General features: G+C 70.7%; 15 protein-coding genes. 11 read left to right on the top strand and 4 right to left on the bottom strand.

Annotated elements, in window-relative coordinates; all coding sequences use genetic code 11:
• Positions 1 to 44 precede the first annotated feature (44 nt).
• The 5 genes from mshA to ACWDLG_RS00580 all read left to right on the top strand — a co-directional run bounded on the left by mshA (position 45) and on the right by ACWDLG_RS00580 (position 4,382).
• Positions 45 to 1,286: a D-inositol-3-phosphate glycosyltransferase gene (gene mshA / locus ACWDLG_RS00600; RefSeq protein ID WP_449914413.1), complete on the top strand. Its 1,242-nt coding sequence runs from the start codon at positions 45 to 47 to the stop codon at positions 1,284 to 1,286.
• The gene (locus ACWDLG_RS00595; RefSeq protein ID WP_354914038.1) at positions 1,283 to 1,792 is read left to right on the top strand and encodes a type III secretion system chaperone family protein; all 510 of its coding nucleotides are present in this window, start codon (positions 1,283 to 1,285) and stop codon (positions 1,790 to 1,792) included. The genes mshA and ACWDLG_RS00595 overlap by 4 nt, the downstream gene beginning before the upstream one ends.
• Before the next feature lie 190 nt (positions 1,793 to 1,982).
• Positions 1,983 to 2,762, top strand: coding sequence for an SAM-dependent methyltransferase (locus ACWDLG_RS00590; RefSeq protein WP_449914411.1), 780 nt, complete (start codon positions 1,983 to 1,985; stop codon positions 2,760 to 2,762).
• 10 nt (positions 2,763 to 2,772) lie between these two features.
• Positions 2,773 to 3,516, top strand: coding sequence for a phosphoglyceromutase (locus ACWDLG_RS00585; protein ID WP_449914408.1), 744 nt, complete (start codon positions 2,773 to 2,775; stop codon positions 3,514 to 3,516).
• 74 nt (positions 3,517 to 3,590) lie between these two features.
• A complete protein-coding gene (locus ACWDLG_RS00580; protein WP_449914407.1) occupies positions 3,591 to 4,382 on the top strand; it encodes an N-acyl homoserine lactonase family protein in 792 nt (263 codons plus the stop codon).
• Between the two features lie 131 nt (positions 4,383 to 4,513).
• On the opposite strand, the gene phoU is transcribed toward ACWDLG_RS00580, so the two are convergent.
• Positions 4,514 to 5,158, bottom strand: coding sequence for a phosphate signaling complex protein PhoU (gene phoU / locus ACWDLG_RS00575; RefSeq protein ID WP_449914405.1), 645 nt, complete (start codon positions 5,156 to 5,158; stop codon positions 4,514 to 4,516).
• Positions 5,159 to 5,315: 157 nt separating this feature from the next.
• Here phoU and ACWDLG_RS00570 point away from each other — a divergent pair, with 157 nt between their 5' ends.
• Positions 5,316 to 6,488: a sensor histidine kinase gene (locus ACWDLG_RS00570; protein WP_449916154.1), complete on the top strand. Its 1,173-nt coding sequence runs from the start codon at positions 5,316 to 5,318 to the stop codon at positions 6,486 to 6,488.
• Between the two features lie 66 nt (positions 6,489 to 6,554).
• Positions 6,555 to 7,247 carry a response regulator transcription factor gene (locus ACWDLG_RS00565; protein WP_354914026.1) on the top strand — a complete coding sequence of 231 codons (693 nt, stop codon included), beginning with the start codon at positions 6,555 to 6,557 and terminating at the stop codon, positions 7,245 to 7,247.
• A 796-nt stretch (positions 7,248 to 8,043) separates the two neighbouring features.
• Here ACWDLG_RS00565 and ACWDLG_RS00560 read toward each other — a convergent pair.
• Positions 8,044 to 8,622, bottom strand: a complete 579-nt coding sequence (locus ACWDLG_RS00560; RefSeq protein ID WP_354914024.1) for a copper chaperone PCu(A)C — start codon at positions 8,620 to 8,622, stop codon at positions 8,044 to 8,046.
• 240 nt (positions 8,623 to 8,862) lie between these two features.
• Here ACWDLG_RS00560 and ACWDLG_RS00555 point away from each other — a divergent pair, with 240 nt between their 5' ends.
• The 4 genes from ACWDLG_RS00555 to ACWDLG_RS00540 all read left to right on the top strand — a co-directional run bounded on the left by ACWDLG_RS00555 (position 8,863) and on the right by ACWDLG_RS00540 (position 10,643).
• On the top strand, positions 8,863 to 9,345 hold the full coding sequence (locus tag ACWDLG_RS00555; protein ID WP_181615762.1) for a CarD family transcriptional regulator: 483 nt from the start codon (positions 8,863 to 8,865) through the stop codon (positions 9,343 to 9,345).
• 17 nt (positions 9,346 to 9,362) lie between these two features.
• Positions 9,363 to 9,839 carry a 2-C-methyl-D-erythritol 2,4-cyclodiphosphate synthase gene (gene ispF, locus ACWDLG_RS00550; RefSeq protein WP_449914400.1) on the top strand — a complete coding sequence of 159 codons (477 nt, stop codon included), beginning with the start codon at positions 9,363 to 9,365 and terminating at the stop codon, positions 9,837 to 9,839.
• A gap of 171 nt (positions 9,840 to 10,010) precedes the next feature.
• Positions 10,011 to 10,280 (top strand): GlsB/YeaQ/YmgE family stress response membrane protein, encoded by a 270-nt coding sequence (locus ACWDLG_RS00545; protein WP_354914020.1) that lies wholly within the window; start codon positions 10,011 to 10,013, stop codon positions 10,278 to 10,280.
• Positions 10,281 to 10,373: 93 nt separating this feature from the next.
• Positions 10,374 to 10,643: a GlsB/YeaQ/YmgE family stress response membrane protein gene (locus ACWDLG_RS00540; protein WP_354914018.1), complete on the top strand. Its 270-nt coding sequence runs from the start codon at positions 10,374 to 10,376 to the stop codon at positions 10,641 to 10,643.
• Here ACWDLG_RS00540 and ACWDLG_RS00535 read toward each other — a convergent pair.
• Complete coding sequence (locus ACWDLG_RS00535) at positions 10,640 to 11,770, bottom strand: fumarylacetoacetate hydrolase family protein (RefSeq protein WP_354914016.1); 1,131 nt, start codon at positions 11,768 to 11,770, stop codon at positions 10,640 to 10,642. The genes ACWDLG_RS00540 and ACWDLG_RS00535 overlap by 4 nt on opposite strands.
• Positions 11,771 to 12,055: 285 nt before the next feature.
• Positions 12,056 to 14,017, bottom strand: coding sequence for a DUF2637 domain-containing protein (locus tag ACWDLG_RS00530; RefSeq protein ID WP_449914390.1), 1,962 nt, complete (start codon positions 14,015 to 14,017; stop codon positions 12,056 to 12,058).
• Between the last annotated feature and the right edge of the window lie 14 nt (positions 14,018 to 14,031).

Raw genomic sequence — 14,031 nt, 5'->3', positions numbered from 1 at the left:
GGAGGTGATATCTGTTGAGGCGACGCGTCAACAGAGTCGCGACGGTGAGCATGCACACGTCCCCCCTGGACCAGCCGGGCACCGGCGACGCCGGCGGGATGAACGTCTACATCGTCGAGACGGCCAAGCGACTCGCTCAGCTCGGCGTCGAGGTGGAGATCTTCACCAGGCAGACGGCGCGTGATCTGCCGCCGGTGGCCGAGCTGGCTCCAGGCGTCCTCGTCAGGCACATCACCGCGGGTCCCTACGAGGAGCTCGACCGGGCCGAGCTGCCCGGCCAGCTGTGCGCGTTCCTCTCCGGCGTGCTGCGCACCGAGGCGATGTACGATCCCGGCCACTACGACCTCATCCACTCCCACTACTGGCTGTCGGGCCAGGTCGGCTGGCTGGCCAAGGAGCGGTGGGGCGTGCCCCTCGTGCACACCATGCACACCATGGCCAAGGTGAAGAACCTGCTCCTGGCCGAGGACGACAAGCCCGAGCCGCAGGCCAGGGTGCTGGGCGAGGAGCAGGTCGTGCAGGTCGCCGACCGCCTGGTCGCCAACACCGAGGCCGAGGCGGGCGAGCTCATCGACCTGTACGGCGCGCTGTCCGACCACGTCGCCGTCGTCAACCCCGGCGTCAACCTGACCGTCTTCCAGCCCGCCTCCCAGGGCGCCGCGCGCCACCGCCTCGGCCTGCCGCAGGATGCCCGCGTGCTGCTGTTCGTCGGCCGGATCCAGCCGCTCAAGGCCCCCGACGTGCTGCTGCGCGCCGCGGCCAGGATGCTGATCGAGGACCCGTCGCTGCGCGGCAGGCTCGTCGTCGCCGCCGTCGGCGGACCTTCAGGCAACGGCCTGGCGCGCCCGTCGCTTCTCACCGAGATGGCCGCCGAGCTGGGCATCTCCGACGTCGTCCGGCTGGTCCCGCCCGCGCCCCAGCAGGAGCTGGCCGACTGGTACCGCGCGGCCGACGTGACGGTCGTGCCCTCCTACAGCGAGTCGTTCGGGCTGGTCGCGCTGGAGTCGCAGGCGTGCGGCACGCCCGTGGCGGCCGCGTCGGTGGGCGGGCTGCGCACCGCCGTCCGCGACGGGGTGTCGGGGGTGCTCGTCGACGGCCACGACCCCGGCGACTGGGCCGGTGTCCTGCGCAGGTTCGTCACCGAGCCGCGCTGGCGCGACGAGTTGTCGCGGGGAGCCAGGGACCACGCCAACGCCTTCGGCTGGTCGGCCACGGCCGCGCGGCTCATGGACGTCTACGGCGGCGCGGTGTCGCATCTGCACGCGATGTCTAGGCTTGCCGTATGAGGGATGTGGTCGAAGCCGCGCTCAGGGCCGCCGAGGTCTCCTTCGAGGAGCCGCGCGAGGGCGCCTTCCTGGTGAAGCTGCCCGGACAGCACAAGCTGGCCACGATGACCTGGCTGATCGTCGGCGACCACGCCCTCCACGTGGAGGCGTTCTTCTGCCGCCGGCCCGACGAGAACCACGCCGAGTTCTACAAGTGGCTGCTCGGCAGGAACGGCGCCATGTACGGCGTGCACTTCGCCGTCGACCCCGTCGGCGACGTCTACCTCGTCGGCAGGATCCCGCTGTCCGCAGTCGGCGACGAGGAGATCGACACGGTGCTCGGCTGCGTGCTCACCTACGCCGACGAGTGGTTCGACCGGGCGCTGGAGCTCGGCTTCGCCTCCTCGATCAGGCGTGAGTGGGAGTGGCGGGCCAAGCGCGGCGAGTCGCTGGCCAACCTGCGGGCGTTCGCTCGTTTCGCCGATCCTGAGCGGTCGCCCGCGAGTTCGGCACCACCCGCGTCCTGATCGCCAGGCCGAAGGCGGCCACGCGCGGTCCCGCCACGCCCGAGACCACGAACGGCACCGCGGCCCGTCGCGCCCAGCGCGAACACCGGCCGAGCGACCAGCAGGCCCACAAGGTTCGTCGTGGAGAAGCGTGGGGCGAGGCACGCGCCAGGGGTGATCATGATGCTTGAATATCGTACGATCAAGATTTGTGGCCGAGCCTGTGAGCTTTGATCCGAATATTCCGAATGTCGCGCGAATGTACGACTATTTTCTCGGCGGCAAGGACAATTTCGCCGCCGACCGCGCGGCCGCGGAGAAGGTGCTGGAGATCGTGCCGCACATTCCCGTCGGAGCCCGGGAGAACCGCGCCTTTCTCGGCCGCGCCGTCCGATTCCTGCGGGAGCAGGGGATCACCCAGTTCCTCGACATCGGCACCGGCCTGCCGACGCAGAGCAACGTCCACGAGATCGCCGGCCCCGGCGCCAGGGTCGTCTACGTCGACAACGATCCCCAGGTGCTCGTGCACGCCCGCGCCCTCCTGGAGGACACCCCGCAGGTCAGGATCGTGCGGGGCGACCTGCGGGCGCCCGCCGCCGTCCTCGCCGACGCCGCCACCCACCTGGACTTCTCCCGGCCGGTCGCGGTGCTGCTGCTGGCGATCGTCCATTTCGTCAAGGACGACCCCGCCCCCATCGTCGCCACCCTGACCGACGCCCTCGTGCCCGGCGGCTACCTGGCGATCTCGCACGTCTGCCACGATCTGCGGCCGGAAGCGGCCCCGGAGGTCGAACGGGTCTACCAGGGCGCCTCCGCCCAGTTCACCGCACGGCACTCGACGGAGGTCGCCGCGCTGTTCGACGGGCTCGACCTGGTCGAGCCAGGCGTGGTCAACCTGCCCGAATGGCGCCCCGACCACCCCGACCTCGTTCCCTTCAAGGACGTGGGCCCCTATTTCCTGTGTGGTGTGGCACGCAAGCCCGCTCGATAGGCTTGTCCGCATGGCGACTTTGGTGCTTGTGCGACACGGTGAGAGCGAATGGAACGTCAAGGGACTGTTCACCGGCTGGGTGGACGCCCCGCTGTCACCCAAGGGTGAGGAGGAGGCCCGCAGGGGCGGCGAACTGCTGGTCGAGGCGGGTATCAGGCCCGACGTGGTGCACACCAGCGTGCTCAACCGTGCGATCCGCACCGCCAACCTCGCACTCGAGGCCGCCGACCTGGCATGGCTGCCCGTCATCCGCTCGTGGCGGCTCAACGAGCGCCACTACGGCGCGCTGCAGGGCAAGAACAAGGCGCAGACGCGCGAGGAGTTCGGCGACGAGCAGTTCATGCTCTGGCGCCGCTCCTACGACGTGCCGCCGCCGCCCATCGCCGCCGACGACGAGTACTCCCAGCAGGGCGACCCCCGCTACGCGGCGCTGCCCCCCGAGCTGATGCCGGCGACGGAGTGCCTGAAGGACGTCGTCGACCGCATGCTGCCGTACTGGTACGACTCGATCGTGCCCGACCTCGCGGCGGGGCGCACGGTGATCGTCTTCGCCCACGGCAACTCGCTGCGCGCGCTGGTCAAGCACCTCGACGGCATCTCCGACGAGAAGATCGCCGGCCTGAACATCCCGACGGGCATCCCGCTGCGTTACGAGCTCGACGCCGACTACCGGCCGCTGGTTCCCGGCGGCGAGTACCTCGACCCCGAGGCGGCGAAGGCGGCGATCGAGGCCGTGGCCAACCAGGGTCGCTGAGCGGGCCGGCCCGGCAGCGCGGGCCCGACCGGCGGGCGACCCGCCGGAAACCGCGCTGCCCGGGGAGGCACCTCATGGCACCGAAACTGCGCCTGACGACCGTGAACGCCGGCCCCTTCACGATGCCGAAGGAAGGCCTCATGTACGGCGCGAGCGGCACCATCACCGTGCCGTCGACCGTGGTCGTCGTCGAGCACTCCACGCACGGGCTGATCCTGTTCGACACCGGCATCAACCACCACGTGGCCGATCCCGAGGCCGCCGAGACGTACTGGGGGCCCGGCCTGCGGGCGAAGTACGGCGCCGAGGGCTTCACCCGCGACGACGCCGTCGACGCGCAACTGCGGCGCCTCGGCCACCGCCCGGCGGACGTGACCCACGTCCTCTACTCCCACCTGCACCTCGACCACGCCGGCGGGATGAGCTACTTCCCGCACGCCGTGCACGTGGTCCAGCACGACGAACTGCGCCACGCCTGGTGGCCCGACCGCTGGACCGCCAGGGGGTACGCGGTCAACGACTACCTGCACTGCCGCGGCTACGACTACCTCGAGCTGCGCGGCGACGTCGACATCTTCCTCGACGGCACGGTACGGCTGTTGCGCATGGCCGGCCACACCCCCGGCCACCAGGCGATGATCCTCGACCTGGCCAACCAGGGCAGGGTCGGCTTCATGGGCGACGCGGCGCACCTGAAGGAGGCACTCGACCAGGACGTGCCACAGCTCAGCGACTGGAACGTCGAGCAGAAGCTGCTGACCTACCAGCGCGTGCGGGCGCTCGCGCGGGCAGGCGTGCGGGTCTTCCTCTCCCACGATCCGGCCGACTACGCCGCCCTCCCGCACGACGGCGACACCTGGGACTGAGACACCTGGGGCGTGAGCACACCGCGGGGGACGGCCCGGCCCCGAGCACGTCGGGGCCCTGCGCGGGGCCGGCCTCGTCACCGGCGCCCGCGCGGGCCGCGGCATGGCCGTCCGCCCGTCGGGAGGTCAGCTCACGCGGTGCGCGATCCCGTCACCAGGTAGATCACGTCGCGGGCCACCCGCACCGCGTGGTCGGCGTAACGCTCGTAGTAGCGGCCGATCAGCGTGATGTCGATCGCCGGTTCCACGCCGTACTTCCAGTCCTTGTGCAGGATCTCCTTGAACAGCCTGCGGTGCAGGCGGTCCATGGCGTCGTCGTCGTGCTCCAGTTCCTTGGCCGCCTCCACGTCGCGCGAGGCCACGCAGGAGCCGGCCTTCGTGATGAGGTTCTCGGCGATCTGGCCCATCTGCAGGATCGTGGAGCGGATCTCCGGCGGGATCGCCGAATCGGGGTGACGCAGCCTGGCGACCTTGGCGACGTGCTCGGCCAGGTCGCCCATGCGCTCGAGGTCGGTGCCCATGCGCAGCGCGGTGATGATCATACGCAGGTCGACGGCGACCGGCTGCTGGCGGGCCATCAGGTCGTAGATGGACTCCTCGACGTCGGCGAAGATCCGGTCGATCTCCTCGTCCTGCGAGATGACGCTTTCCGCGAGCGGCAGGTCGGCGTCCAGGAGCGCGGTGGTGGCGCGCGAGATGGCCGAACGGACAAGCCTGGTCATCTCCACCAGCTTGTCGGTGAGCGAATCAAGATCTTCGTGGTAAGCGTCACGCATGCCGTTACCGTACGTGGGCCGCGATGAACGAACCCCGACCGCGAGATGAACTTTCCGGGAAAGGCGGCGTTCATCCCCTGGTGAGGGGTCTGTAACCCGGAAAAGCGCACCTACCATCGGAAATGGAGGACTGCAGGAAAGGATGCGCATGGGTGAGATGGCCATGAGCTTCGCGGCTTTGGCCGGCTTCGTCGTCGGGGCCGTCGCCGTGCTGTTCTACCGCAACCAGATCGAGGTTGCGGGCAGGAGCGGCCGCGACTCCTCTGACGACGCGGACTCCGGTGCCCTGCCACAGGGCGTGGCCTCGGTGCTGGCCGTACTTCCCTCCTCGGCCGTGGTGCTGGACGCACACGACCGCGTCCTGCGCGCCAGCTCGGCCGCGAGGGCCTTCGGTTTAGTCAAGGGTGATCGGCTGATGGCGGCCGAGCTCCTCGCCCTGGCCCGGCAGGTACGGCGCGACGGCGAGATCCGCGAGAGCGAGATCGACGTCGCCGGACACAAGTTCGGCCAGGAAGTGACCAACTTCGCGGTGCGCGTGGCGCCCCTCGGCTCCCACGGGCAGGTGCTCGTGCTCGCCGAGGACCAGACCGAGCGGCGCAGGGTCGAGGCGGTCCGCCGCGACTTCGTCGCCAACGTCAGCCACGAGCTCAAGACCCCCGTCGGCGCGCTCAGCCTGCTGGCGGAGACGATCCAGGACGCCGCCGACGACCCCGAGGCGGTGACCCGCTTCGCCGGGCGCATGCAGCACGAGGCGGCCAGGCTCACCTACCTGGTCCAGGACCTCATCACGCTGTCCAGGATCCAGGGCGCCGAGCCCATCCCGACGCCCGGCCAGGTGTCGATCGACGACGCCGTCCACGACGCCATCGACCACTGCAACACCAAGGCCATCGCCAAGGACATCACCCTGGTGGCGGGCGGCACCGAGGGGCTGCGCATCTGGGGCGACGACGAACTGCTCGTCACCGCGCTGCGCAACCTGATCTCCAACGCGATCGCCTACAGCCCCGAGCACACCAGGGTCGTCGTCAGCGCCCGCCCCGCGGGCGACTGCGTGGAGATCAGCGTCAGCGACCAGGGGATCGGCATCCCCGAGGAGTCGCTGGAGCGCATCTTCGAGAGGTTCTTCAGAGTCGACGCCGCCCGGTCACGCGCGACCGGCGGAACAGGCCTCGGCCTCGCCATCGTCAAGCACGTCGCCGTGGCGCACGCCGGGGAGGTGAGCGTGTGGAGCAAGGAGGGTTCCGGCTCCACGTTCACGATGCGCCTGCCCGCGTTCGGCGGCTCCGCCGTACCCGTACAACGCCCTCTGGAGGCCGCCAATGGCTGAGCGTCGCGCAGCCGTCAACAACAGACATCGCACGACTCGGGTCACGAGCCCGATGAAGGAGGGATCGTGACCCGGGTGCTCGTCGTGGAGGACGAGGAGTCGTTCTCCGACGCCCTGTCGTACATGCTCCGCAAGGAGGGCTTCGAGGTGTCGGTCGCGGCGACGGGGCCCGAGGCCCTCGACACCTTCGACCGCAACGGCGCCGACCTGGTGCTGCTCGACCTCATGCTGCCCGGCCTCCCGGGCACCGAGGTCTGCCGCTCGCTGCGCCAGCGCTCCAAGGTGCCCGTCATCATGCTGACCGCCAAGGACAGCGAGATCGACAAGGTCGTCGGCCTGGAGCTGGGCGCCGACGACTACGTCACCAAGCCCTTCTCCTCCCGCGAGCTGGTCGCCCGCATCCGCGCGGTGCTGCGACGGCAGGGCGACACGGTGGAGGAGCTGGAGTCGGCGGTGCTGGCCGCCGGCCCGGTGCGGATGGACGTGGACCGGCACATCGTGGCCGTCCGTGGCGAGCAGGTGCAGCTGCCGCTGAAGGAGTTCGAGCTGCTCGAGGTACTGCTGCGCAACGCCGGCCGGGTGCTGACCCGCGGCCAGCTGATCGACAGGGTGTGGGGCGCCGACTACGTGGGCGACACCAAGACGCTCGACGTCCACATCAAGCGCCTGCGCGCCAAGGTCGAGTCCGATCCCTCCAACCCGAAGTGCATCCTGACGGTGCGCGGGCTCGGCTACAAGTTCGACCCCGTCGACGACTGAGGCCCCTCATACGCGCGAAACCCCGCTCGCCCGGTTGGGCGGCGGGGTTTCTGCCGTTTCGCGCGGCGTCGGCTCCTGGGCGGAGCTCGCGGGCCGTCTCGATCCACGGGGCCTCACCGGAGCCGGCATAGCCGTCGTGCGGGGGCCGCTTCGGTGGGGCCTTCGGCGGGCCGGTGCGGCTACGGCCGTGCCGTGGGGTTCTGAGCCGCTTTGTGGTGCCCCGAGGGCCGTCTCGTAGGGTCTGGGGCCGCCTCATGGGATCGAGATCGTCCTCGCGGCGTCCGAGACCGTCCTCGTGGGGTCCGGGGCTGTCTCGCGGGGTGTGGGGGCGTCTCGGGGCTTCTGGAGCTCCCAGTGCGCCGGCCCGGCCCTCCCGGGTCTCTTCCCCGTGTCCCTCCGCGTCCGCTTGGGTCTTCCCGGGTCCCTCCGTGTCCGTCAGGGCGTTCCCGGGTCCCTTTCCCGGATTCCTTCGCGTCCGTCAGGGCGTTCCCGGGTCCCCTTTCCCGGATTCCTCCGCGCCCATCAGAGCCTTCCCGGGTCCCTCCGTCCGTTACGGCTTACTGAGGGTGCCCGGGGCGGGACGGCGGGGACCGGAGTCCTGCTGGGCGCGCGCCCGTGACGGACGGCGCCCGGCGCGGACGGGGGCGCCAGACCGGCTTGCCGTACCGGACGGCTCGGGTGCGGGCCGGCGCGGACGCCGGCGGGCGGCTCCGGTACGGCCTGCCCCGAGCGTGCGGCCCGGCCCCTGGCGGGCGGATCCGGTGCGGCCCTCAGCGGGTGGTGCCGGTGCGGGCGGTCAGTGGCCGGATTCGGCGGTGTGCGAGGCGGTCGGCGTCGGGGTGGGCGGGGCGGGGGTGGCGCCCGGCGCGCTCGGGTACTGCGCGAACTCGCGGCTGCGCGTGATCACGGGCACGTTCACCGACACCGAGCCCGCGTTGGCGAACTGCAGGGCCAGTCGCACGCTCTCGCCGCCGCTGAGCGGCTTGCTGAGGCCCTCGATCATCAGCTGGGGAGAGGGCTTGCCGGTGTTGACGCCCTCGTTGCTGGGCAGCGCGATCGGCGCGGCCAGCTTCACCGTGCCGACCTCGGCGGCGACGCTCACCAGCGAGTCGGCCTGGCCGTTGGTGTTGACGACGTGCAGGTAGATCGGCGCGGAGCCGCCCTGGGCCAGCTTGGCGCCCGAGTCGGGGCCGAGGACGAAGGCCTGAGGGATCTTGATGCCGCGGGCGCCGTAGGAGCCGTCCTGGATGAGGGCCGCGGCCTCGTTGGGCGCGTACGGCTGGTTGGTGTTGGCGTCGAATCCGGCGGCACAGCCGGCCAGTACCGGTGCGGCAAGGAACGCAGCGGCGGCGATAATCCAGCGACGGCTGGTCACGAGCGGGTTCTCCTTATGGCGCGCGTGTGCGAGTTGGGGCAGGCCCACCATATCGATCCGGGTTCATGGTCATATCCGCACCCCCGCAGGTCATTCGCTATGTCAGTTCTGCGATTCACAGAGTTGAACGGTTGTCAAGTCCTAATATGCGGCTTTGACCTGCAGTTATGGGGATTTCACTGTTCCGGGAGGCTGTGGACGCGTGGTACCCTGGAGTACAGCGGAAGGGGTACTTGTCACATGACTTTCCAGGTCGGCGACACTGTCGTCTACCCCCACCATGGGGCTGCTCGGATCGAAGAAATCACGACCCGGACCATCAAGGGTGTGGAAAAGACCTACCTGGTGCTCAAGGTCGACAAGGGCGACCTTACCGTCCAGGTGCCTGCGGAGAACGCGGAACTCGTCGGTGTGCGCGATGTCGTCGGCCAGGAGGGCCTTGAGCGCGTTTTCGACGTTCTGCGCATGCCTCACACCGAGGAGCCGACCAACTGGTCGCGGCGTTACAAGGCAAATCTTGAGAAGCTCGCGTCGGGTGATGTCAACAAGGTCGCCGAAGTCGTTCGGGACCTGTGGCGGCGTGACCGTGAGCGCGGCCTGTCGGCAGGCGAGAAGCGGATGCTGGCCAAGGCTCGCCAGATCCTGGTGAGCGAGCTGGCGCTCGCGGAGAAGACCAACGAGGACAAGGCTGAGGCCCTGCTCGACGAGGTTCTCAACTCCTGAACACGAACCTCCCACGGGTGGGCGTCGGAGTCGACGTCCACCCGTTCGCATCTGGGCGTGAGCTCAACCTGGCCGGCCTGCACTGGCCCGGCGAGACGGGGCTCGAAGGCCATTCCGACGGCGACGCCGCCGCCCACGCGGCCTGCGACGCCCTGCTGTCCGCGGCGGGTCTCGGCGACCTGGGCGGGCTCTTCGGCACCGCCGACCCGCGCTGGTCGGGCGCGGCCGGCGTCGTGCTGCTCGAGGAGGCCGCGAGAGTCGTGCGCGAAGCGGGCTTCACCATCGGCAACGTCGCCATCCAGGTGATCGGCAACCGGCCCAAGCTGGCGCCCCGCCGTACCGAGGCCGAGAAGGTGCTGGGCGCCGCCGTGGGCGCGCCCGTGAGCGTCAGCGCCACCACCACCGACGGGCTGGGGCTGACCGGCCGCGGCGAGGGGATCGCCGCCATCGCCACCGCGCTCGTCGTCGCGGACGTCAACCCTCAGGGCGCCTAGAGCGTCTATCTGAGCGAGGGGTGATCCCGGCGGGTGGTGTCGAACCCGCCGAGCCACCGGGGATGGCGGTCCGTCACTGGCGCGGTACGGACCGCCATCCCTGCATGCGTAACCTGGGAAGATGCCGGGTACGTCCCCGTCCGGAGATGCATCACAACGGGGGGACTTGACATGATCGGCTCGATCATTTCCGCGATCGTCTTCGGTATCGTCGTCGGCGCGATCGCCAGGCTCATCGTTCCCGGCAAGCAGCACATGTCGCTGACCATGACGTGGATCGTCGGCGTCGTGGCCGCGCTGCTCGGCACTCTCGTCGCCTACTTCCTCGGGCTCAGCAGGACCCCTGGCATCAACTGGTGGCAGCACATCATCCAGATCCTGTTCGCCGTCGTCGGCGTCCTCGTCGTGGCGCGGGCCCAGGCGACGCGAGGCACGCATTGACCTGCGACTTCGGCATCGTCGCGATTATCGTCGTGTAGGCGGGTAATCGTCTTCCCGTGGGCGGTGAAAATCTCACCCCACGGGGAGGTTCTCATGACAATCGCATCCATCCTCGGTGCCATCGTCATCGGTGCCGTCGTCGGCGCGATCGGGCGCCTTCTGCTTCCCGGAAGGCAGCCCATCGGCTGGATCCTGACCATCGTGGTCGGAATCGTGGCGGCTCTCATCGGCACGGCCCTGGCGCAGGTTCTCGGCGTCGCGACGACCCCCGGCATCGACTGGATAGAACTCGTCATGCAGGTGGTCCTCGCGATCGTCGGCGTAGGAATCGTCGCGGGACTGCGGCGCGGCACGAGCGTCTAGACGGCCGGGAACACCGAACCCCGCGCCTCGCCGAACCCCACACCGTGGGACGTGCGAGCGGTCAGCAGGACGGTGTCCCCGTCCGCAAGGAACGGCCCGTTCCCGGTCATCTCCAGCAACGTCCCATTGCCCCCGACGGGCCCGGTGGCGAGCAGATCGCCGGTGCGCAGCGGCGCGCCGGCGATCGTGCTGTGCGCGAGCAGCTGCGGCCCCGTCCAGTACTGCCGGGTGTAGTCCGGCTCCGAGACCAGGTTGCCGTTGATACGCACGCCCAGCGTGATGCGCAGGCCCGCCGGCTCGTACGACCTCAGGTACGGCGACAGCTCGCACTCCGGCTTCGGCTGCTCCACCCGCGCGGCGTTCAGCGCCGCCAGCGGCACCACCCACGGCGAGACCGTCACCGCGAACGACTGGCCCAGGAAGGGGCCCAGCGCGCGCGACTCCATGGTGACCAGGTCGAGCGCCCGCCAGACGTTCATCAGCACCATGCCGAACACGTGATGCGGGAAGTCCCTCGTCGTCAGCGGGTACGGCGGAGCCGACGGCACCCCCATCACGTAGCCGAGCTCGGCGGACAGGTCGAGGCGTTCGGCGGGCTTCAGGTAGCCGTCCTTGCGCTGCCCGGACGGGCGCACCACCCGCGTGCCCGAGACGGACACGGACGACGCCCTGCCGTACTGGCCGAACGGCATCCTGCGCCACGCCGGCGGCAGCGGATCACGGCCCGGCGGCTGGAACATCCTGCCGAGGTTCGTCGCGTTCTCGATCGAGGTCTGGAACAGCACCAGATCGGACACGTTGAACGGCAGGTGCATCGTCACCTCCGACTGGCGCCGCAGGCAGGGCAGCACCACATCGGTGTACGACGCGTCGCTGAGCAGCTCGGTCACCCGTTCGCGCACGTGGAACCAGGCGCGCGGGCCGGCACCCATGAAGGTGTTCAGCTTGCTCGCGGCGAACCAGTAGGCATCGGGCATGGCACCCGTGACCGTGAGCTGGTGCAGATCGAGAACCTGATCACCGATGGCCACGCCGACGCGCGGCAACTCGCCCTCGCGCGAGAAGACGCCATAGGGCAGGTTGTGGAGGGGAAAGTCACTGCCCTCAGGGACTGGTACCCACGACATGATCGCCACGGGAGCCTTCGTGCCCGCTTTCGGGTCAGGTCGCCACCCTTGTCCGGTCAAGCTTTCGTCTGGATGCGCACCCGGTTCCCGGTGCGCCCGTCCTGGGGCGTTGCTCCTCGTGCGCCCTTTCGGGGCGTCGTTCCCGGGCGCTGAGTCCTGGGGCGTGGCTGACCTCGGGGTCTCCTATCCCACGGGGCCTTCTATCCCACGGGGCCTTCTATCCCACGGGGCCTTCTATCCCACGGGGCCTTCTATCCCACGGGGCCTTCTACCCCACGGGGTTTCCTACTCCTCGGGCGGGAGCGGGGTGCTGCGCAGGCGTCCCGAGGGCGCGTCGGTGTGAGGGGCCTGCGGTGGCTCGGCGGGGCCTAATACGGGCTCGCTCTCGTCGGCCGCCTCGGGGCCGTGGCCTGGGTCCGGGCCCGCGGCCGAGCCGGAGCCCGAGCCCGAGCTCGCGTCGCGGGCGGTGCGCGGGCGGGCGGGGTGCTCGGCGACGATCCTGACGGGCTGGGTGTCGGCGTCACGGGTGCTGTCGGGGCGGGGGTGGACCAGCACGTCGGTCGGCTCGGCCCGGCCCAGGTCACCCCACCGGAGGGGACGCGCCGGCTTCTCGGCCGGCCGCTCCCCGGCGTCCACGGACCCGCCCACGGAGGACGCGGTCACATCGCCGTCGTGCCCGTCATGCCCGTCGTGGTCGGCTGCCGCGGTGCGCACGGGCTCCACGGCGGCCTCCGCCGCGTGCTCGTGCCGCTCATGGCTGGCCGGCCGTCCTGCGCCGCGCTCCTCGCGCTCCGTGCCCGTCCCAGCCGGTGCCGCAGGGCGCTGACGGCCCAGAGGTCTTTCCACCGGTTCCGCGGCGTGAGGGGACGGCATGGGCGTCTCCGCGGGCCCTGCGGTGTCCTGAGACGCTGGAGAGGTCTCCGCTGACTCTGAGGTGTTCTGGGCGGCTGTGAGGGCCTCCGCGTGTCCTGTGTTGTCCTGAGGCGCTGTGGGAGCCTCTACCGGTCCTGCGGTGCCTTCCTCAGACGCTGCGGGAGCCTCGATCGGTCCTGCGGTGTCCTGGGGGGCGGTGAATGCCGGTCCTGCGGTGTCCTGGGGGGCGGTGAATGCCGGTCCTGCGGTGTCCTGGGGGGCGGTGGATGCCGGTCCTGCGGTGTCCTGGGCGGCGGTGGATGCCGGTCCTGCGGTGTCCTGGGGTGCCGTGCGGGGCTCTGTCGGTCCTGTGGCGTGCTGGGGCCGTGTGAGGTGCTCCCGCGGAGTAGGGGTGCGCTCCTCGGGGTCAGCGGGCCGCTCCGCCCGTTCCATGGCAGGTTCGGTCGGTGCGGGCAGGGGCATCGTCTTCGCAGGCGCAGGCGCAGGCGCAGGCGCAGGCGCAGGCGCGGGGTGGGGGCGGGCGGGAGGCGTGGTCGGCGGCAGCTCGTCGGCGGGCGCGCCGGGAAGCGCGGCCTCGGCCGTGGGGTCGGGTTCCGTCCTCGGCTTCGGTACGGCACGCGGCTCCGCCGTACGGCTTGGCTCCGCCGTACGGCTTGGCTCCGCCGTACGGCTTGGCTCCGCCGTACGGCTTGGCTCCGCCGTACGGCTTGGCTCCGCCGTACGGGTCGGCTCCGCCGTACGGCTTGGCTCCGCGGGCCATCGGGTGACGCGCTCCGACACCGGGATCGACGGCATGGGCGGCGTCTCCGGCGCGGGCGTGGGCCCGACGACGGGCGTCGACTCCGGCTCCGGCTCGGCCGTACCGGCCAGCGGAGGCGCCTCACGGGGGGCGCGGAACGGCACGATGTCGCGCTCCGCCGTACCGTCGGGCACGCCGGCGGGCTCGCGACGGGCCTGCACGTGCTTGATCAACACCAGCCACAGCCAGAGCGCGACCGCCAGCATCACCCACGGCGCGACCGCCACCCCCACCGCGACCGACTCGACCGGCAGCCGGGCCAGGCCGTTGGTGGTGACCAGCACGTTCACCGTCGCGGCGGCGGCGATCATGAGCACGAGCACGAGGGCGGCCTGCGCGCGGACCAGCAGCCGCCCCGAACGCAGCAGCAGCACGCTGATCAGCGCCACCGCCAGCAGGGCGTCGAAGCCGGCGGGGTAGAGGTAGGCGAGATCCGCGCGGGCCCTGCCGAGCGCCGCGAGGGCGCGCAGTTCGTCGAAGGACAGCACGCAGGCGGTGGCGGTGAGGCCCGCGACGGCGAGCCCCGCGAGTGCGATGCCGATGCGGCGCAGCGCGGAGGGGGGAGTCACGTCCATGGCGATCTCGAGCC

It is taken from the genome of Nonomuraea sp. NPDC003727, assembly GCF_053586935.1.
The sequence above is the reverse complement of the archived record's forward strand: the minus strand, read 5'-3'. Positions and strand labels throughout refer to the sequence as shown.